General features: G+C 47.1%; 14 protein-coding genes, 6 tRNA genes and 3 pseudogenes. 7 read left to right on the top strand and 16 right to left on the bottom strand.

Going from position 1 to position 19,714, the window contains the following annotated elements:
- Positions 1-192 precede the first annotated feature (192 nt).
- The 9 genes and pseudogenes from DW830_RS13030 to DW830_RS12990 all read right to left on the bottom strand — a co-directional run bounded on the left by DW830_RS13030 (position 193) and on the right by DW830_RS12990 (position 8,920).
- Positions 193-2,220, bottom strand: coding sequence for a M13 family metallopeptidase (locus DW830_RS13030; protein ID WP_119250202.1), 2,028 nt, complete (start codon positions 2,218-2,220; stop codon positions 193-195).
- Positions 2,220-3,655, bottom strand: a pseudogene (locus tag DW830_RS13025) (sodium:solute symporter). Before DW830_RS13025 ends, DW830_RS13030 begins: the two are co-directional and overlap by 1 nt.
- A 235-nt stretch (positions 3,656-3,890) precedes the next feature.
- Positions 3,891-3,964: transfer RNA gene (locus tag DW830_RS13020), tRNA-Asp, on the bottom strand.
- A gap of 99 nt (positions 3,965-4,063) precedes the next feature.
- On the bottom strand, positions 4,064-4,573 hold the full coding sequence (locus DW830_RS13015) for a GNAT family N-acetyltransferase (protein ID WP_119250201.1): 510 nt from the start codon (positions 4,571-4,573) through the stop codon (positions 4,064-4,066).
- A gap of 62 nt (positions 4,574-4,635) precedes the next feature.
- Positions 4,636-5,787, bottom strand: coding sequence for a glycosyltransferase family 2 protein (locus DW830_RS13010; RefSeq protein ID WP_119250200.1), 1,152 nt, complete (start codon positions 5,785-5,787; stop codon positions 4,636-4,638).
- A 41-nt stretch (positions 5,788-5,828) separates the two neighbouring features.
- A complete protein-coding gene (locus tag DW830_RS13005; RefSeq protein ID WP_147487271.1) occupies positions 5,829-6,263 on the bottom strand; it encodes a hypothetical protein in 435 nt (144 codons plus the stop codon).
- Positions 6,264-6,269: 6 nt separating this feature from the next.
- Entirely contained in the window at positions 6,270-6,881 is a 612-nt protein-coding gene (recR, locus tag DW830_RS13000; protein WP_119250198.1) for a recombination mediator RecR, read from the bottom strand.
- 4 nt (positions 6,882-6,885) lie between these two features.
- Positions 6,886-7,366: pseudogene (locus tag DW830_RS12995) on the bottom strand (hypothetical protein).
- A 9-nt stretch (positions 7,367-7,375) separates the two neighbouring features.
- A complete protein-coding gene (locus DW830_RS12990; protein WP_119250197.1) occupies positions 7,376-8,920 on the bottom strand; it encodes a carbon starvation protein A in 1,545 nt (514 codons plus the stop codon).
- A 138-nt stretch (positions 8,921-9,058) separates the two neighbouring features.
- Here DW830_RS12990 and DW830_RS12985 point away from each other — a divergent pair, with 138 nt between their 5' ends.
- The 6 genes from DW830_RS12985 (at position 9,059) to DW830_RS12960 (ending at position 11,383) form a co-directional block, all read left to right on the top strand.
- Entirely contained in the window at positions 9,059-10,807 is a 1,749-nt protein-coding gene (locus DW830_RS12985; protein ID WP_119250196.1) for a glycoside hydrolase family 10 protein, read from the top strand.
- 84 nt (positions 10,808-10,891) lie between these two features.
- Positions 10,892-10,964, top strand: a tRNA-Lys gene (locus DW830_RS12980).
- Between the two features lie 24 nt (positions 10,965-10,988).
- Positions 10,989-11,062, top strand: a tRNA-Arg gene (locus tag DW830_RS12975).
- 33 nt (positions 11,063-11,095) lie between these two features.
- Positions 11,096-11,168, top strand: a tRNA-Lys gene (locus DW830_RS12970).
- Between the two features lie 22 nt (positions 11,169-11,190).
- Positions 11,191-11,264: transfer RNA gene (locus DW830_RS12965), tRNA-Arg, on the top strand.
- A gap of 43 nt (positions 11,265-11,307) precedes the next feature.
- A tRNA-Lys gene (locus DW830_RS12960) sits at positions 11,308-11,383 on the top strand.
- Positions 11,384-12,011: 628 nt separating this feature from the next.
- On the opposite strand, the gene DW830_RS12950 is transcribed toward DW830_RS12960, so the two are convergent.
- Positions 12,012-13,139 (bottom strand): virulence RhuM family protein, encoded by a 1,128-nt coding sequence (locus tag DW830_RS12950; protein WP_119250195.1) that lies wholly within the window; start codon positions 13,137-13,139, stop codon positions 12,012-12,014.
- Between the two features lie 362 nt (positions 13,140-13,501).
- Between DW830_RS12950 and DW830_RS12945 the strand changes: the two genes are divergently transcribed.
- A complete protein-coding gene (locus tag DW830_RS12945) occupies positions 13,502-14,395 on the top strand; it encodes an Rpn family recombination-promoting nuclease/putative transposase (RefSeq protein WP_119250194.1) in 894 nt (297 codons plus the stop codon).
- 178 nt (positions 14,396-14,573) lie between these two features.
- On the opposite strand, the gene DW830_RS12940 is transcribed toward DW830_RS12945, so the two are convergent.
- The 6 genes and pseudogenes from DW830_RS12940 to DW830_RS15905 form a co-directional block, all read right to left on the bottom strand.
- Positions 14,574-15,134 carry a DUF5675 family protein gene (locus tag DW830_RS12940; RefSeq protein ID WP_119250193.1) on the bottom strand — a complete coding sequence of 187 codons (561 nt, stop codon included), beginning with the start codon at positions 15,132-15,134 and terminating at the stop codon, positions 14,574-14,576.
- Positions 15,135-15,171: 37 nt separating this feature from the next.
- Positions 15,172-17,639, bottom strand: a pseudogene (locus DW830_RS12935) (hypothetical protein).
- 24 nt (positions 17,640-17,663) lie between these two features.
- Positions 17,664-18,056 carry a hypothetical protein gene (locus DW830_RS12930; protein ID WP_119250192.1) on the bottom strand — a complete coding sequence of 131 codons (393 nt, stop codon included), beginning with the start codon at positions 18,054-18,056 and terminating at the stop codon, positions 17,664-17,666.
- A 33-nt stretch (positions 18,057-18,089) separates the two neighbouring features.
- Complete coding sequence (locus tag DW830_RS12925) at positions 18,090-18,620, bottom strand: hypothetical protein (protein ID WP_119250191.1); 531 nt, start codon at positions 18,618-18,620, stop codon at positions 18,090-18,092.
- 334 nt (positions 18,621-18,954) lie between these two features.
- Positions 18,955-19,206, bottom strand: coding sequence for a hypothetical protein (locus DW830_RS12920; RefSeq protein WP_119250190.1), 252 nt, complete (start codon positions 19,204-19,206; stop codon positions 18,955-18,957).
- Complete coding sequence (locus DW830_RS15905; RefSeq protein WP_153097475.1) at positions 19,182-19,343, bottom strand: hypothetical protein; 162 nt, start codon at positions 19,341-19,343, stop codon at positions 19,182-19,184. Before DW830_RS15905 ends, DW830_RS12920 begins: the two co-directional genes overlap by 25 nt.
- Positions 19,344-19,714: the final 371 nt, after the last annotated feature.

Here is a 19,714-nt window from a genome sequence, read left to right as displayed (position 1 = left end):
AAGGGCAAAAGCTTTGAAAATAGAAAGCTTTTGCCCCTTTCAGGGCGACTTTGTTGTTGCTGGATCTAACCCAGGCGATGCCCTGGGCTAGGAGCTTTTGCCCTTTCAGGGCGTATTGGATGTGACTTATGGCACCCCCCTAGGAGCTTCTGCCCTTTCAGGGCGTGTGGGGATGCCTTACCCCACATGTTTTTACCAGATATGTGCACGCTTGTTCTTAGGAACAAAGAGCTTGTCGCCCTTCTTGATGTTGAATGCCTTATACCATGAATCCACCATTGGGAGGGCACCGTTCACACGAGCCTCGTTTGGAGAGTGAACATCCACGGTCATCAGATACTGCAGGTACTCAGGACGGGCATTGCCTGCCCATACACGTGCCCATGCCAAGAAGAAGCGCTGTTCTGGAGTAAATCCATCCTTCACACCCAACTTCTCTGTCTTCATCACATTCTGAAGTGCACGGAAAGCGATGTTCAAACCACCATTGTCACCGATGTTCTCACCCAGGGTCATCTGGCCGTTTACCTTCTTGCCAGCCAACTCAATCTTGTTGAAATGGTCAACCAGGATCTTGGTGCGAGACTCGAAGTTCTTCTTGTCAGCAGCAGTCCACCAGTTGTGCTGATTACCGGTCTTGTCAAACTGGCTGCCCTGATCGTCAAAGCCATGACTCATCTCATGACCGATTACACCACCGATACCACCATAGTTCATCGCATCATCGGCTGTCGGGTCGAAGAATGGAGGCTGGAGAATAGCTGCAGGGAAGCAGATCTCGTTGGTAGTTGGGTTATAATAAGCATTGATAGTCTGAGGAGTCATTCCCCACTCAGTCTTATCTACCGGCTTGTTCACCTTGCGGGCGATGGCATCCTTGGTAAAGAACTCAGAGATATTGGCCATATTCTCGTAGAGAGAGAGGCTGTCATCTACCTGCAATCCGCTATAATCCTTCCACTTGTCAGGATAACCAATCTTGATGATGAAGTTTTCCAGCTTGTCCTTAGCCTGTGCCTTGGTAGCAGCACTCATCCAGGTAGCCTCGTCGATACGCTGTGCAAGGGCGGTCTGGAGATTGTGAACCAATTCGAGCATACGCTTCTTGCTGCTCTCCGGGAAGTACTTCTCTACATAAATCTTTCCGATAGCCTCACCCAACACGCCGCTCACGGTACTTACGGCACGCTTCCAGCGAGGACGGTCCTGCTGAACACCGCTCATTACCTTGCTCAACTCAAAGGATACGGCACGGAAATCATCGCTCAATACGCTGGTTGCACCAGAAATCACCTTGATCTCTGCGTATGTCTTCAGATCATCCAGAGAGGTCTCTGCGAGAATCTTCTCAACCTCGTGGATTGGTTCAGGCTGACCCACGCAAATTTCCTTGAAAGCAGGAAAACCGGATGCCAGGAACACATTGCCCCAGTCGATACCAGGATAATCGAGCACGAGCTGGTTGTAGGTCATCTTGTGATAGTTCTTGTCGATGTCGCGGAGCTGTACCTGACTATAGCTTGCCTTAGCGATGCGGGTCTCTATAGCCATCACTGCCTCCATCTTCTTCTGGGCGGTAGCCTCGTCGTTGCCTACCATCTGGAAGAGTTTCTTCATATAAGCCTTGTATGCATCACGAATCTTCTTGGTCTGCTCGTCATCGTTTACATAGTAATCGCGTACACCAAGACCAAGACCACTCTGTCCTACCTCAACGAGGTTGTTAGCGGCATCACGAAGGTCGGCGCCCACACCGATGCCATACATCATGGTACTCTCGCCACGGAAATCGAGCTGAGCGGTAACGAGCTGATACTCTCTGCGGTCCTTGATGGCTGCAATGCGGTCAAGAGTTGGCTTGATAGGTGCCCATCCCTCCTTGTTCAGGCGAACGCTGTCCATACGGAGGTTGTAGAGCGAACCGATCTTCTGTCCGAGTGAACCCTTCTGCTGTGGCTTGGATGCATACTCAAGGATGATGTCCTGGATGCGCTTCTGGTTCTGCTCAAAGAGGTCGGTGAAAGCACCATTGTCGGTATGCTCGGCGTCGAGTGGATGATTCTTCATCCAGTTGCCTGCGGCATAGCGATAGAAATCATTACCCGGCTTGATAGTCAAGTCCATATTGGCCTTGTCAATACCGGAACCCAACTTCTCCTGCTGGGCAAAAGCTGTTGTTGCACTGAGCAACAATGCTGCGAATAATACTTTTGTTTTCATTATTGTTTGTATTTAACTGTTTCTTTTTTTATAAGGGTGAGACCTGCAAATGTCAGGGCACCATTCAGCATCAGAAGCTCATAGCCGAACTTATAACCCGTAAACTGCGAGGTAAGGTATCGATGGCGAAGCAGATGAGCGGACTGGCGAGGCAGACCCATGGCGACCAGCGGTCGTTTACCTGACGCTTGGTGAGCAGACTGAAGGCAAACAAGCCCAGCAGCGGACCGTAAGTATAAGAGCAGAGGATGTAGATGGCATCTATCACGCTCGTGGAATTAATCGCCTTGAAAGCGATGATGAAGAGCATGAAGACGAAAGCCACCAGCAGATGCATACGCTTGCGAAGCTTCACATCATCCTTCTTGCCCAGAATATCCACGCACAGACTCGTAGTAATCGCGGTCAATGCTGAATCGGCACTCGAAAAGCTCGCCGCCACGATGCCGATGGTAAACAGTACCACTACCAGGGTTCCCATCACTCCCGAAGCTGCGAACATCGGCAACAGATCATCCGGAGCCTGCGGCAGCGCTACGCCCTGCTTCTGTGCCAGCATCATCAGCAACACACCCAGACTCAGGAAAAGCAGATTGGCAGGCACAAAGGCGAAACCATAGGTACAGACATCCTTCTGAGCCTCACGAAGCGACTTGCAGGTAAGATTCTTCTGCATCATATCCTGATCTAATCCCGTCATCACGATTACCACGAACACGCCGCTCAGGAACTGTTTCCAGAAATTCTGCTTCGACATCCAGTCGTCAAAGACGAAGATGCGCGAATGACTGTCGTGGACGATTGCCGTGATAGCCTCAGATGGCGTCATTCCCAAGGCTGCCACCACATGATAGATAATCAGGATGAGCGCAGCAAACATGCAGGTTGTCTGGAAGGAATCCGTCCACACCAGCGTCTTGATGCCACCCTTGCGGGTATAGAGCCAGATGAGCATCACCATCATAGGTACCGTCACCCAGAACGGAACTCCCACTCCATCGAGCACGAACCGCTGTAACAGAATGCAGACCACGAAAAAGCGGACTGCCGCTCCCGTCATCTTCGACAACAGAAAGAACGAAGCACCCGTCTTGTAGGAACGTTCGCCCAACCGCTGCTGCAGATAGCTGTAGATGGTGGTGAGATTATACCGATAGTAGATAGGCAGCAGGAGAAAACCTACCAGGAAGTAGCCCAGGATAAAGCCGATGCACATCTGCAGATAGGTCATATCAGTCTTCATCACCATACCCGGCACACTCACGAAGGTGATGCCCGAAATAGAGGCGCCCACCATTCCGAAAGCCACCATATACCATGGCGAACGTCTGTTCGCCCTATAGAAAGTTTCATTGCTACTGGTACGTCGTGCAGTGATGTGGCTGAAGAGCAACAGTACGCAGAAGTATGCTAGAATTGTGATGATGATAATCATTTTTTCTCTTATATCTTTATTTACGTTGCAAAGGTACAGTAATTTAAGGAAATAACAAAATTATTTTCATAACTTAACAAAGAAATAACATACAGAAAGAAACTGAAGGGTGAAAAACGAAGGGTGAAAAACTAAGAATGAAGAGTGGAGAGTGAAAAACTAAGAGTGAAGACTGGAGAAGACCAGAGGGTATAAAAAACAAAAACCTTCGAGAATCACTTCCCGAAGGTTTCAGCGGTGCGTACGAGACTCGAACTCGTGACCTCCTGCGTGACAGGCAGGCATTCTAACCAACTGAACTAACGCACCAAATTAAGATATTAACTTAACCGCTTATAGCGCATTTCTCATTTGCGAGTGCAAAGGTACTACATTTTTTTGAATCCACCAAATTTTTCCGCTATTTTCTTACAAAAAAGATTGAAAAAAATATGCGTCCTCATATCCTCTGCCCTTCTTCAGCCATCCTTTCAGTAATTTATCACCTTGAAAGCCAACTACTTCAAGCATTTTCACTGCATTTTGGTTACTTTCCGCCACAATGGCATAAATCTGATGCAAATGCAGCACATTTGATGCATACTGCATCAAAAGACGGATAGCCAACTGTGCCAAGCCCTGATGCTGATGTTCCTTTTTGATAACAATTCCCAGCTCTGCACGCTGATTCCGCGGGTCGAAATTCATCAGATCGATGATGCCCACAGCTTCCTGCTGCTCATTTTCCACAATCAGGCGAACCTGTTTATCGGTATAGATATCTGCCGTTGCTGTAGTAATATAGTCGAGCAACACCTGTCGGGAGTACGGCACATTGGTGCACCCCATCTCCCAGAGACTTTCATCATTCTCCATTTCATAGAGAAAATCCAGATCTTCCGGTTCCAAAGCCCTTAAATGAATCTTCTTATCTTCCATCTTCCTCCAAAATAAATATTTTCCTATTATACGTCCTAATCTACCAATTATATGAGCGCATATTATATAATGTACGCTCGTACCTTATATATATTATGCATTTCATCCATATCCATCACATCCCCTTCCGTTATCACCTTCCCTATCTCCTGGGTATAGATAGCCAGCTTGTCAGGCTCATCCGCCCGGAGCGAAAGCTGATGCAGAATTTCACCGTAACTCATCTTGTCGGCATCAAACAGCAGATACTCCGATTCATCCACCACAGAAGGCGTAAAGAACCCCAAACTCTTTCTCATTCTCGCCATCAGCATCCTGACCAGCGCTACGGAAGCACTGGCATAGATGGCAGTCCGGATAGGAAGACTCAAGAGTAGCGACATACCCGCATAATGCTTGCGGAAGAAGATGAGCATCGCCTCATAGAAGACATGTACATAGCGGAAACTGGATTTCTGCGTGCTCTCTCCCTTATAATGCAGGATATCCAAAGGCAGAAAATAGTTATGATAGCCGCCCTTCAATATGCGATAGGAAAGATCGATATCCTCTCCATACATGAAGAAATCCTCATCCAACAGTCCCACCCGATCTAGGGCTTTACGGCGCAACATGCAGAAAGCGCCACTCACCACCTCTATCCGGTTCGGCTGATCCCATGGCAGGAATCCCATATAATAGCGTCCGAACAGTGGATGTTTGGGCAATCGGTTGCAGAATCCCAGCATCTTGAAGAAGGAAACCATCGGTGTAGGCAATCCTCTCCTGCTCTCCCTCGCCCATCTGCCATCCGCATTCAGCATCCTCACACCTGCCGCTCCCGCATCGGGATGGGCATCCATAAAGCGGATGCATTCGCTGAGTACCTGCTCGCCCACGATGGTATCAGGATTCAGAAGGAGTACATACTCCGCCTCGCTCTGACGGATGGCGATATTGTTAGCTCGGGCAAAACCCAGATTGTGGTTACAGCCCACAAACCGCACCATCGGATATGCTTCACGGGGATAGCGGCGCTTCAGATACTCCAGCGATCCATCGGAAGAATGATTATCCACCACGATGATTTCTGCCACATCCTTCTTTCCGGAGGAAGATGAAGAAGATGAAGCATCATCCCCCTGCATCACTTCGAAGGCACGGAGCACCGAGCGGATGCATTGGTCGAGATAATACTTCACGTTATAGCTTACTATGATAACCGAGAGTTTCAATGTCTATCTTAACTATTAACTGTTAACTATAAAACTACCTCTTATTCACCTTCCTCACTGGTTTCCTCGATACATCTGCCTATAGATGGATAAACGAAGAAAAGACAGAGCACAAGGATGATTGCCATATAGCCGAATGCAGGCGACATGGTCTGATAATACATAAAGGTATTGATGAGCATTGGCAGACAGAGCATGTTGATGCGGGTAGTGCCCCAGAAAAGCAGAGCATCGCCCTTTTCTGCCAACAGTTTGCGACGGATTACCTTCAGACTAAACAGCTTCAGCGCCATCGGAATCACCAGGATGGTGGTAAGCTCCATCACTACCAGGATGCCGAACATCATCGTCTGGTTGGCAGCGATATCATTGGCGGTCAGTATCTCCGTTTCATAGAGAACCACCAGCAGAAAAGCCACCAACAGCATAAAGAGGAAGTTGGTCATCAATATTCGTTGTACTTGTTTGATATTCATTTATTTCTATTGATTAAATGGTGTTCTGTTCAGGATACTTCTACCCAGTGTCACTTCATCAGTATATTCCAGTTCATCTCCCACGGAGATGCCTCGGGCTATGACAGAGAGCTTCACGGGATAATCGGCAAGCTTGCGCGAGATATAGAAATTGGTGGTATCACCCTCCATCGTACTGCTCAGGGCAAGAATCACCTCCTTTACTCCTCCCGCAGCCACACGCTGCACCAGAGAATCAATCTCCAGGTCGGCAGGTCCAACACCATCCATCGGCGAGATGATACCACCCAGCACATGATACAATCCATGAAACTGCTGGGTATTCTCCACTGCCAGCACATCCTGCACATTCTCCACCACGCAGATGATAGAGGCATCGCGTCGGGGATCGGAACAGATGGGACACACCTCGGTATCACTGATATTATGGCACACACGACAGTACTTCACCTCGCGCTTCATCCGGGCGATGGCATCCACAAACTGATCCACATCCCCATCCTCCCTACGGAGCATAAAAAGCACAAGGCGCAAAGCTGTCTTGCGCCCTATACCCGGCAGCTTGGAAAACTCCCCCACTGCCTTTTCCAATAATGCAGAAGAATATTGCTGCACCATCACACTAGAGATAAATACCGATTCCCACCTTGAAACCTATTGTAGAATAATCAGTATGCTTCTTGAAGCTCTGATCATAGTAGATAGCTGGTTCAATGGTTACCTGCTTGCTGACAAAGTAGGCATAGCCTACCTCCACACCCGGCATGAAGTCATTGTAGCTGCCCGAATGAGCCACCTTGCACCAAAGCCGAGATACAATCCATTCTGCTCGATATAATATCTGCCTGAGCTCCGGCAGAAAAGTAATCCTTCACGCCATCCTGACCCGAATGAGTATATTCGACATGACCCAGAAGCATCCAGTCATCTTCTACAAAATAACCTGCCTTTGCCTGAACACCGAAGTTCAAGTCCTGACTGCCATTATAACTGAGATTGAGACCCGTGAGCGACGCGCCGCAATACTGCTTTCCACTTTCAAACTGAGCATTAGCCCCCAAACTTACCAGAAGAGCTGCTGCTGCCAAAACTATTTTTTTCATACGTAATTTTTATGTGTTGCTATTATTAATTTTCATATTCTGCTTGTACCAGGCAAAGAACCAGACCAGCGCTACCACCAGGACGATGACACTACCCGTATAAGCCACCGGCTCGCTCAATGCCAGAGCCATCGGCGAGAGAAGCAGGAAGGTAGAACATACCACCGTCATCAGTAAGGCTGGCACCAGGGTGATGATGAACGGCTTCTTGCGCTGTACCAGATACACGGTCAAAGTCCAGAGTGTGAAGACCGCCAGCGTCTGGTTAGCCCATCCGAAGTATTGCCAGATGACATTGAATCCATCAGGATTCTCCATCTGCCACACCAGGATGCCCATCGTAACGGCAAACAGAGGTACGCAGATATAGAGACGGCGACGCATTGCACGCTGTTCCAGTCCGATAGCCTCGGCTATGATGAGTCGGGCACTGCGCAGAGCCGTATCGCCACTGGTGATAGGCGCAGCCACTACTCCCAGCAGGGCAAGCACTCCACCAGCCACACCCAACCAGCTGGAGCAGACTATCTTCACCACGGTAGGAGCATCAAAGTTCTGAATGAGCGACTTTCCGCCATCCACCTGAGCGATGAACTGCTGAGCCACCTCTGGACTCACGCATTCACGCCATCCTCCATAATAGAAGAAGTACATGGAAACCGTAGCCCATATCAGCGCTACCACTCCCTCGGTAATCATCGCACCATAGAATACAGGGCGGCCCAGCTTCTCACTCTTCATGCAGCGAGCCATCAACGGGCTCTGGGTAGCATGGAAGCCACTGATGGCTCCACAGGCGATGGTAATGAAGAGACATGGGAAGATAGGACTCTTCTGGACGAACGGTTCCGTACCCAGCCACGCCGGATTCTCGTTGAGATTGCAGGAAGCCAGATTGCTCCACAACTCAGGCAAGGCTGGCCACTTGATGAACAGTCCTATCATCAGCGCACCTGCCATGAAAAGCAGCGAAAAGGCAAAGAGAGGATATATCTTTCCGATAATCTTGTCGATAGGCAGAAGCGTGGCGATGATGTAGTAGATGAAGATGAGGATAATCCAGAACATCTTACCTCCCACAAACGAGCCAGAACTGCAGATGCCACCTAGAATAATGGCAGGACTATATACAAACACGGCACCCACCATCATCAGCAGCAGTACTGAGAACACGAGCATCACCTTCTTGGTGTTGCCGCCCAGATACTTGCCCACCAGCTCCGGCAGTCCGGCACCATCATGGCGGATACTGAGCATACCACTCATATAATCGTGCATGGCACCGGCAAAGATGCAGCCAAACACAATCCACAGATAAGCCACCGGTCCATACCAGGCACCCATGATGGCTCCAAAAATCGGTCCAGTACCGGCAATATTCAGGAACTGAATCATAAAGATTTTCCAACTAGGCAGCACCATAAAGTCAACTCCGTCGGCTTTTGCCACTGCTGGCGTAGGACGGTCGTCAGGACCGAATACATGCGCCACAAATTTTCCATAAAGGAAGTAGCCCAATACCAGGGCTGCCAAACTAATGATGAAACTGACCATTTTCTTTTATTGTTTTTTTGAATTCTCTCTTCTTTTTGAGCCTAATCGCACTTTTTCATACGAATTGCACCGCAAAAGTAACATTTTTATTTGAAATACGAAAAATTATCCGTATCTTTGTTGCCAAATTGAAAGAATATGAAGAAATTATATACATTTTTAATGTTTTTAGGCAGTATTTTACCTGCACAGGCTCGCAATATTCCTGAAAAGAAGCAGATACTGCCGGGGGCCAGCATCATATACAACAGTCTGGCGCCCAAGCACGAGGTAAGAGCCGTATGGCTCACCACCATCGGCGGAATCGACTGGCCTCACTCCTACTCCCAGTCGCCCTACTCGGCCAAGAAGCAGCAGCAGGAACTCTGTCAGATTCTCGACCGCCTGCAGCAGGCAAAGATCAACACCGTACTCATCCAGACCCGCATCCGTGGCACCATGATCTATCCTTCCGATTACGAACCTTGGGATGGATGCCTCTCGGGATTCCCGGGAAAGACACCGGGCTACGATGCCCTGCAGTTTGCCATCGACGAATGCCACAAGCGCGGCATGGAGCTCCACGCCTGGGTGGTTACCATCCCTGTAGGTAAATGGGAGGCACTGGGATGCAAGAGCCTCCGGAAGAAATTCCCGGGACTCATCAGAAAGATAGGTGCCGATGGATATATGAATCCGGAAGACAGCCGCACCGGTGATTACCTTGCCGGAATCTGCCGCGAGATTACCCACCGATATCATGTGGATGGCATCCACCTCGACTATATCCGATACCCGGAAACCTGGAAAATCAAAGTGAGCCGTGACCAGGGAAGAAACTACATCACCCGCATCGTGGAGAAGATCCACAACGCAGTGAAGTCGGAAAAGCCTTGGGTCAAGATGAGCTGCTCGCCGGTGGGCAAATACGATGACCTGAGCCGTTACTGGAGTCACGGATGGAATGCCAACACCAAGGTTTGCCAGGATGCACAGGGATGGCTGCGCGACGGACTGATGGACGAACTCTTCCCGATGATGTACTTCCGTGGCGAGAACTTCTATCCTTTCGCCATCGACTGGCAGGAGCAGAGCCACGGCAAGATCGTGGTGCCTGGACTCGGCATCTACTTCCTCGACCCGAAAGAAGGAAAATGGAAGATTGATGACGTGACACCCGAAATGTACCTCACCCGCAGCATGGGAATGGGATACTGCTTCTTCCGAAACAAGTTCCTGTTGGATAACAAGCAGGGCATCCTCGATTTCACAGAGAGATTCAACGAATATCCATCGCTCGTACCTCCGATGACCTGGGCAAGCAACCGACAGCCACAGCAGCCACAGGCTCTCAGCGTAAGAAGCGAAAAGGGAAATGTTCAGATTTCATGGAATAATCCGTCAGAATATACCGATGGTTCTGCGATTCCTACTCCCTATATATATAATAATGTATATGCGAGCAGAAATTATCCCGTGGATGTTACAGATGCCAGAAACCTCATTGCGGCTCGACATCTGGGCAACGAACTGCTCTTGAAGTCGGAAGATGACGACCAGCCGCTCTATTTTGCCGTTACTTCAATGGACGGATATGGCATAGAAAGTGGCGCTACCCAGGAAAACAGTCGGGATTTCAGCAAAAAGTTGACCGCCTGGGGTGCCGCCAGGATGTTGCGCTGTGATGCTAAAAACGTACATTTGCCGGAAATCGCCAAAAAGTTGGATACAAACGTCTTTCTGGTCGAAACCCTGCAAGGTACGGCTGTGGAGCACCTTGTGAGCGAACACAATCTGATAGATATCAGTAGGTTAAGCAGTGGAACCTATCGTCTTTGCAGCATCAATCAGCGGGGTGTAAAGCATACGTTGGGAACCTTCTACAAGAAAAAAATTGCAGAAAATTGAAAAAAACTGCAGAAAAATTTGGTGGAATCAAATATTTGTAGTACCTTTGCACTCGCAATTCAGAAATGAGGCTATCAAGAAGATGCACCCTTAGCTCAGTTGGTAGAGCAACTGACTCTTAATCAGTGGGTCTAGGGTTCGAATCCCTAAGGGTGTACAACTTGAAAAAGCTAAAGAAAATGGTTCCGTAGCTCAACTGAATAGAGCACTTGACTACGGATCAAGAGGTTCAAGGTTTGAATCCTTGCGGAATCACTTCTATTGAGTTTGCAAGCAATACAGATTGTTGCACCCTTAGCTCAGTTGGTAGAGCAACTGACTCTTAATCAGTGGGTCTAGGGTTCGAATCCCTAAGGGTGTACAATAAAAGTAATCTAGAAAATGGTTCCGTAGCTCAACTGAATAGAGCACTTGACTACGGATCAAGAGGTTCAAGGTTTGAATCCTTGCGGAATCACTTTTACAAGATGAAAAGATTATCATTCAGGTAATTAAGTGTTGCACCCTTAGCTCAGTTGGTAGAGCAACTGACTCTTAATCAGTGGGTCTAGGGTTCGAATCCCTAAGGGTGTACCAAATTAAGAAAATAAGGCATAATCACAGCTTAAATTTCTAGAAGCTGAACGGATATAACTTCCTATTGATTAGGTAGTTATGTCCGTTTTTGCATTTATTGGCTGATAACAGATTGATAACATCGGAATATAGACGTGTCGTAGGATCATTTACGTGGCAATCTCTACAATAAGCTGATACATAGTTCGTTCGGCTTTTCTTTAGAAATGTTAAATCGAAGTGGGTTACTAATATGTTATCAACTGCTTATAAAAATGTTATCAACTTATATTATCAAGAATTGGATAAGAATTCGTTCTACCCATTGAATTTCTTGGTACTTGGGAGACATTGTATAATCCAAATTTTAAAACGGCAAACATTGATTATCTTTGCATTGCATTCTAATAGTGGAGTGCATAATTAAAAAAGATAAATATCATGTCAATTTTTGTAATGTATGGCGATTTTTCGCCTAGTGAAACCCGAATGGTCGAAAAGTATGTATCTAACCTTCCTAAGCGAGTAAAACCTTATGCTTTTGTAAGAATGTGGGGTAAAATCTACTGGAAGGTTAATGAGTAAAAGAAAAGGGAGTGCTAAACAACACTCCCTTCTTTACATCCTCTTTCTTTGTAAAAGTTATATATTATTCTGGAGGATTTTTCTTATCTTCATTTTTATCATTATTCTCATCATTATTATCCTTTTTCTTATCCTTGTCTATATCTTCTTTTGGTAAGCCATTAATACTTGCATCAATTAGCTTGTTAAAGTCTGACTTATATTCTCTATCTTGTATAACACGGAATTTACTATATTCTGTCTCTGCAAAACGCTTTGCTACTTCACGGCTTACCTTACCAGAGTTTTCCAAGATAGGGTATTCGTTGAAGTTAAGAAACATATCCAAACGTTTTGCCCAATCCTCCATTTTGTAAGAGCCAGTTCTTTTCTCTGCCATACGTTCTGCATAATCAAGGAACATATTTACCAACTTATTGAGAGCTGTAATTTCGCCTTCTTGCAAGTAGTTCTTCGCTATGATAGCATCAGACTTGTAGACCTTTCCGCCTGTCTTTTGATGTTTCCAACTTGTAAGCCCCATGTGTGGTTTTGTAGAATCAGCACGTTCTCTAATAATTTCAGATGCAGTATGTTGGTGTATTGCATAATGAAACTTATTCTGCATAGCAGAATAGAACTTTCGAGATATAGGTGACTTAGGATCGTAGTCTTCACTACAATCGCGGAATATATCAGTAATCTTCTCATAGAACATTCTTTCAGAAGCACGTATCTCTCTGATACGCTCCAACAATTCTTTAAAGAAGTCCTTGCCAAAGATACCTTGACCTTGTTTAAGTCTCTCATCATCAAGCGCAAAGCCCTTAACCATGTACTCTTTCAATACCTTTGTTGCCCAAATACGGAATTGAGTAGCCTTATAGTTGCTAATGCGATAACCTACACTTATAATAACATCTAAATTGTAGTAATCAATATTCTCTGTAACAGAGCCTCTTACACCTCTGTTTACGACAGTTGCAATTTTTGCAACCGTCATATCTTTATTTAATTCACCTTCCTTATAGATGTTTGATATATGCCTGCTCACTGAAGACTTATTAACATCAAATAATTCAGCTATACTCTTCTGAGTAGCCCAAATTGTATTGTGTTGTTTGTCTATCAACACTTGAACACTTACCTTACTCTCACCAGAAGAGTAAAGCATAAAATTTGAAAATTCTCCTAAATTATTATTTTCTTCCATATTAAATATAACTTTTACACCGCAAAGATATACATAATATTTGAGAAAACAAAACTTTCCCTACAATTTTGCAGTATTTCTATATCTCAAACTAAGATTTCCAATACAAAAATAAAGGGTAAGTCATTAACCTACCCTCTGTCCCTCGTCCACATCTACCGCTAGACGGTCCCGCCAGAAACGCACCCTCCTATCGGTATTACAGATCCATCGGAGTTTTTATGACTAAGAATACAAGAAAGAGAGAATTTACCCTTATTTTTCTTGTATTATAAAAATAAAAGTATTAACTTTGCAGCAGACTTAGAAGAAAGCCGAATATCTCGGAACAAATAAGGATAAAATGATAAGGAGAAGAAAATATGATGTATCTAGATCCGAAGGCAGATTTGACCTTCAAGAAAATATTTGCAAAGCATCCTGATCTGCTCATCAGTTTGCTCAACTCCCTCCTGCCCCTTTCCGATGAGGAGCAGATAGTGGAGATTAAATATTTGCCGACAGAGCTTGTACCAGAACTTTATGGACGGAAAAACACGATCGTAGATGTACTGTGCCAGGATGTTTCCGGCAGGAAGTTCTGTGTTGAAATGCAGATGGAATGGAGCAATGCTTTTATGCAGCGAGTACTCTTCAATGCTTCCAAGCTTTATGTAACGCAACTCCAGAAAAATGAAGATTATAGTATATTGAAGCCCGTGTATTCCCTGAACCTCGTGAATGAAATATTCGAGAAAGATATGCCCGATTGCTTCATCCACAATTACCGCATCGTTCACGACAGAGACACGAAGAAAGTGATAGAAGGTCTGCACTTCACCTTTATTGAATTGCCGAAGTTTACACCTCATACTTTCCTTGAAAAGCGAATGAGCGTATTATGGCTCCGCTTCCTCACGGAGATTAACTCCAATACAAGAGAGGTTCCTGCTGACCTGTTGGAGTGTCCCGAGATAAGCAAGGCGCTGGAAGAGCTCAAGGTAACCTCCTTCACAGATACTGAGCTCCGTACCTATGATAAATTCTGGGATACAGTAAGAACAGAGAAGACCCTCCTGAAAGACAGATATGAGGAGGGAATGGAGGAAGGTGAAGCTAAAGGTCTAGCTAAAGGCCTAGCCCAGGGTGAAGCAAAAGGCAGCTACCAAAAAGCCCAGGAAATTGCAAAGAAAATGTTGTCTAAAGGATTGGATGATACCACTATCATGGAAATGACGGGATTAAGCCAGGAAGAAATCAAGCTGCTGAAATCATAGAATATGAACTAATCGAGTAGAAGAAAAGTACTACTTTGGATTTTCCTTCCATGTGTGGTCATCACTATTGTTATAATAACATTAGCAATATCCATGGCATCGGAAAGTAATATAAGTATAAATAGGGAACGCAGTGCGTTCCCTATCTGTTTTATGGTAAAAGTTATGACTCCCTATCCTATTGGATGGTTATCCAGATACTTTCACCTCGGTCGCGAGCCGCTGTCATGGCGTTGATGAGCCGCTGCAGCCAGATGCGGGAGTCCACCACCATGCCCTCGAACTTGTTCTCCCCAACGAGGATGCAGCCTTGCGTGTCGTCAGGATAATTGCCTGCATGGATGCGGATGCCCTCGAAATTCGGCACGCCCAGCAGCAATGGAAGCCAACGCTTGAATCTTGGCGAATACGATATGACCACGGGATATGATCCCTCAGGAATGGCCGTATGACCAGGTACCTTACGTGCCTTCACGCCGCTCTTGCGGCTATAGCGGGCATCCACTTCCTTTGGCTTTAGCTTGATACCCAACAGATTGCGCCATGTAGGCTCCATGGTATCGCAGAGATATGTATCCTTGGACAGCAGCTGGCTGTCAAAGGTATGAACCAATCTTCTCTTGTCGTCTATCTTCTTGCCAGGCAGCGAGTTACGCTTTACACTCGCATCGGCCAGCAGATAGAGTCTGCCTATGGTATAAGTTCCTCTTTTAGCTATACGCTTTAATACTATTTCCATTTGTCTGAATATTAATTGTTAAGTTTTTTTGAAACTATTAAACATTGAAACCTCTCAGGTCGAGTCCGTCGGAACGATATAATAGCTTCTTAAAACTGAATAACTGAATACTGAATACCTTCCCGCCTTGCTTTCCGTCAGCTCCGTCGGCATTTGCTCCCTTCGGAGGAATTTTCTCGATGTAATGGCGGTTCACCCAGTTTCTCAGCATCATCGCCGTGCCCTTCTTGCCGAAGTCGTTCTGCAGGCGCACCATCTCAGCCTGCGTGTAGGAGAAGTTGTCGGGCAATTGCTGCAGCAGGTTGGTAGGTCCTCGCTTGTTCGATTTCTCTCCTACCTCATTAGCCTTGCTATGCCTGCGCCAAAGAAAATCATCTTGCACCATAGGTCGTAGCTCTCGCTCCATCTGATGAACTCTTCTATTTCGGGTTCCCATTTGCAGCCGTTTGCCACGTACAGCACGCAAGCCTTGAGGAAGGCTATTACGTTGCCACGGAAGGAGAGATTCTCGAACACCCTGTTTTGCGACATGCGCGAAAAGTCGGCGTTCTCTTCCTTCAACTTTTCTGCCAGGGCGAAAGCCTCAGCGCAGTCTATCCTACCCGATGCCTTGCACAGATTCTCTATGTACGGTTTGAGTGCTTCTCTGAAGGCATCGTCGTATTCGCCGTAAACTGGCATTTCGGCACCGATTTCACGCTCCGGGATGGTACAGAAGTTGATGCGGCTGATAGGTCCGTCGGTGAGCACCTTGGAGAAATATCGCTGCCCCAGCTGGATGGTGGTCGATGCATTCCAGTTGAACCGGATGGTGATGCGCTCGGTGACGCTCGATGTGCCCACGCGCGTCTGACCATATTGGTTGCCAGGGTCAAAGGCAAGGCACATGATCTTGAACTGCTGGTTGCCCTGCCCCTTGAGGGCGTCGAACTGGTCTATCTCGTTGAGCGATGTATAGAGGAAATGCCCCTGAGCCTCAGCCGTACGCATCACGAATGCCGGATTGGTCATATCGGCGTCTATCTCCTGGATGATGAGGTTTTCCGGACGCTTGCGCTTATCCTTGTTGGCGCCCTTGCGGGTCACCTCGTCTTTCCATTCCTTCTCCCGGTTCAGGTTCTCACGGTCGCGCTTTCTGATGTCCTCCATAATCATGTTGATAGGCATCTGCACACAGTTCTTGCCTGCGCCCGTGCCCGCCAGCAGACAGCACATCAGGGTAGCCTCGTGCTCCACATTGTCAATATATTTAAAGGTGGTTTTGCAGAGGTGTGTGGCAAGTGGCGGGAAGATGGCGTGAGCCACGGCAGGCTTGTAGATGTCCGGGGTCTTCGATAGCAGCAGCTCCACGAGTTTTGGGAGATGTTCGGGCATCGGAGGCGGAGCGATTTTATCATCTTCCGCATTGGAATCCGTGCCGTCCTCGGAACTCATGGTCTTGAACGATACGTCATCCTTCTGGGAGGACTTCTCTGCCTGGGCATTGATGCGGATCACGGCTTGCGACATCGGCTTCGAACTGTCTCCATATTTCGCATAGAAGTCGTGAATGAGCTGCTGGCAGTCACGTTCCTGCGAGAAGGCAGGCATCTTCTGCGCCACCACCGCCTTCAGTTCCTCTTCGGGCATCACTCTCGATGCGCCTGCGCTCATAATCGCCAGGAGCGATGAGTGGCGCGAGCCTTGGGAGTTGATATCTACGTCCTTCAGTCCAGCCGCATTGCGGAAGAGGTCGAAGGCTGCGAGGTTCTTGCCGGTTGCCACTGCGACAGCATCCTGAGGAGTTCCAGCAGGGCTGAGATGAGCAGCATGAGCAGCATTGCTATCACAAGGTTGGGCAGGCTGAATAGCAGAGCCAACAGAAACTGCGTGATGGCTGTCAGAGCCGTTTGGGTTTCTGCCGTCGATGGTAAGCCCACGGTCCAGGTAGGCTTGTCTGCGCTTCTTCAGCTCTTCCTGTGGCAGCACCTCGTACCAATGGGGCGAGCGATAGATTTCTGACTCCTTGTCGGTGACGAAGAGCATGCGCTCAGGCGTGATGCAGCTCTCGTCGTAGGGCACGCCCAGCGCCTCGCAATAGGCTCGCTGCGTCTCCTCGATAGTCATGCCCACGGGCATGCGGATGTTGATGTGCAGCTTCTTGCGGGCAGAGTACTCCAGGTGCAGCAGGGCGCCCTTCCAGATGGTGTCGCTGCAGTTCAGTTCACGTGCCTTCTCTATCGCCTTGTCCACATATTTCTTATCGTCCACATCGATGGTGGTCTGAAAGAGAAAGCTTTCGGGCACGGCGTTCTTCTGCGAGCGTCTGTTGTCCCGGAACTGGTAGTAGTGAGCGCAGCGGAAAGGCAGCTGCTTCTTCAGTTCGTCGTTACCCCCACGGATGGCAGCTACCAGGTCTGCCATCCAGGGATAAGCGATGGTCTTGTCATAGACCGAGAGTGGCTGGGAGCTTACGCTCCCCTTATTGCCATTCTTGTACGGATTATATGCTATAATATGTTCCATTTTTTCAAAATATTGAATGATACATTACCCCTTGATGTCCGCCTCCTTGAATCCGGCAACCAGCTCCTTGTGCTCTGCCTTGAGGTAACGCAGCATGTCCTGCTTGTCCAGGTCTCGGCTGAAGGTATAGTTCACCTGCACCGTGCGCTTGGTGGTGCGCACCACGGCGTGGTTGGTCTTGAAAATTTCCTCGAAGATTTTCTCGCCCGTACGCTCGTAAGGTTTGAAGTCGAACTCATCGCCTCCCTTCTCGCCAGAGCATACCATTCTGCCCGGTATCACCTTAGGCTGTTCGCAGATAACCTCGGCATCGTTCCATGGCGCCTTGCGGAAGGCGATGGTACCGTTTTCCTCACTGATGATGGCTCCGTCCACCTTCTGGGCGTTGAGGAGCTGTTTCTTTGCTGCTTGTTTCATGATTGTAATAACTTATTTATAAGATGAATAATGTCAGTTGATTCTCATACCGTTGATATACAGGCCGTCGGCAGCATATCGGATGTCAATCGGCTTTTCTAGAGGGTCATAACAGATTCTTTTCATCATGACACATTCATGACGCCAACATCTATCCTCGTCCTCCATCACAGGCTGGATATAATCCTTGACCCACTTGTAAAACAACTTACGCTCAGGATCTTTCGAACAGCCTATCGTCATATCTTTCACCACCTGAGAATCTACGAATATCATATTTCTCCATGCTAATCTACAATTTCGGTTCACCTTGTCAGCATGGCCAAAGAATTCACCGAAGAACAAACGTTGTTTAAAATCCTTCGGTACCTTTTTTGTTTGCTCTTCCACACACATTTCGACCACTTCCCCCTCCGTGTCGGCTAATACCGGGAACAATGTATCTCTGCCGATATCGGTGATGGCCACCAGGTCCTCAATGCAAAAGAACAACCCCTCGTCGTTGTTCACCACTCTCAATCCGCCATACTGCGGATGATAAAACACATAAGCTTTTCCTAACATATCAATATATCATGTTAAAGGGTTGGACTGCGAGATATTCGCCAAATTTCAGTTTCAGGAACGGTACCGGATTCCTATAAACAAAAAACGCCCGCAACCAGACTTTACTTGTCTGATTACGGGTGCAAAGGTACGGTGATTTTTTTATACTTACCTAGTACGTACTATGTACGCGTACTAGTACTATCGTTCAGTAAAGGGGTTATTTCATCCAGGAATTTCATCGTCTTCTTCTGCTCCATTCCTCTGTTATAAGCAGCTCTCAGGGCATTGGGAGTAATATTCCAGAGATCAGAGAACACCTTCCACATCTCATTGATACCCAGCGTTATGGCTATCTGATAGGCAAGGACCGCAGACTCAGAGTTGGACAGTCCCAGAGGTAGAAGTCCTCATCGAGCAGCCCATGTTTCTGCAGATTTTTCAAGACTGCCAGTCCCCTCTCTCCCTTCAGTTCATCCGACATACGTGCCGCAGGATCGTCATCGTTCTTCTTTTTGGCGATACCATTCACATAGCAATTCTCCACATACTCTATATAACAGGCATTGCCCGTTACGTTTATGGTTCTTCCTTCTCCAAGCATGGCTTCTCCTCCTTAAAATCGTTGTTCATATACTCAATATACTTGCTGTTGCCATTCAATTGAATGACCACGCAAACAAGGCTGAATCGCCCATACTTCAGAATCAAGCGCACGAGCTTGATGATAAATCTACCCATAATTCTAAATTGATGATGGTTAGTAAATTAAGTTCTTTGTCGCTCATTCCTTAGTAGAGGACGTCAGAATTTGTTTGCGCTAACATATTTTTGCTGGAACAAGCAAATGCCAGGAGTGCTATAAGGGAATACACCCTTAGGGGACAGTTGGTCTCCGATTTTATCAGATACTATTTTCTTTTATCGGTATTTATATTATCAATAGTTCGTTAATAATTCAATAATGTGCTAAGCAGCTATACGCTGTAAGCACGAGAGATCCTTGAAAATCTTGCTAATTAAAGTTCGGTTCGGGATGTACCCGCATGCTTTAAAAATTCGTCTCACCAGATAAATGTTGGTCATCAGTGACTTGAATGAAGACATAGAAT

The organism is Prevotella sp. AM34-19LB (genome assembly GCF_003468525.1).
In the GTDB taxonomy this organism is placed as follows: Bacteria; Bacteroidota; Bacteroidia; order Bacteroidales; family Bacteroidaceae; genus Prevotella.
Note: the sequence above shows the minus strand (reverse complement) of the source record. Positions and strands in the feature narration are given on the sequence as shown.

Bases quoted from the DNA above. Each gene is read 5' to 3' on its own strand.
- DW830_RS13030 (WP_119250202.1), bottom strand. From the start codon at position 2,220: ATGAAAACAAAAGTATTATTCGCAGCATTGTTGCTCAGTGCAACAACA.
- DW830_RS13015 (WP_119250201.1), bottom strand. From the start codon at position 4,573: ATGGAAGATAAGAAGATTCATTTAAGGGCTTTGGAACCGGAAGATCTG.
- DW830_RS13005 (WP_147487271.1), bottom strand. From the start codon at position 6,263: ATGAATATCAAACAAGTACAACGAATATTGATGACCAACTTCCTCTTT.
- recR (WP_119250198.1), bottom strand. From the start codon at position 6,881: ATGGTGCAGCAATATTCTTCTGCATTATTGGAAAAGGCAGTGGGGGAG.
- DW830_RS12990 (WP_119250197.1), bottom strand. From the start codon at position 8,920: ATGGTCAGTTTCATCATTAGTTTGGCAGCCCTGGTATTGGGCTACTTC.
- DW830_RS12985 (WP_119250196.1), top strand. From the start codon at position 9,059: ATGAAGAAATTATATACATTTTTAATGTTTTTAGGCAGTATTTTACCT.
- DW830_RS12950 (WP_119250195.1), bottom strand. From the start codon at position 13,139: ATGGAAGAAAATAATAATTTAGGAGAATTTTCAAATTTTATGCTTTAC.
- DW830_RS12945 (WP_119250194.1), top strand. From the start codon at position 13,502: ATGATGTATCTAGATCCGAAGGCAGATTTGACCTTCAAGAAAATATTT.
- DW830_RS12940 (WP_119250193.1), bottom strand. From the start codon at position 15,134: ATGGAAATAGTATTAAAGCGTATAGCTAAAAGAGGAACTTATACCATA.
- DW830_RS12930 (WP_119250192.1), bottom strand. From the start codon at position 18,056: ATGAAACAAGCAGCAAAGAAACAGCTCCTCAACGCCCAGAAGGTGGAC.
- DW830_RS12925 (WP_119250191.1), bottom strand. From the start codon at position 18,620: ATGTTAGGAAAAGCTTATGTGTTTTATCATCCGCAGTATGGCGGATTG.
- DW830_RS12920 (WP_119250190.1), bottom strand. From the start codon at position 19,206: ATGCTTGGAGAAGGAAGAACCATAAACGTAACGGGCAATGCCTGTTAT.
- DW830_RS15905 (WP_153097475.1), bottom strand. From the start codon at position 19,343: ATGGGTAGATTTATCATCAAGCTCGTGCGCTTGATTCTGAAGTATGGG.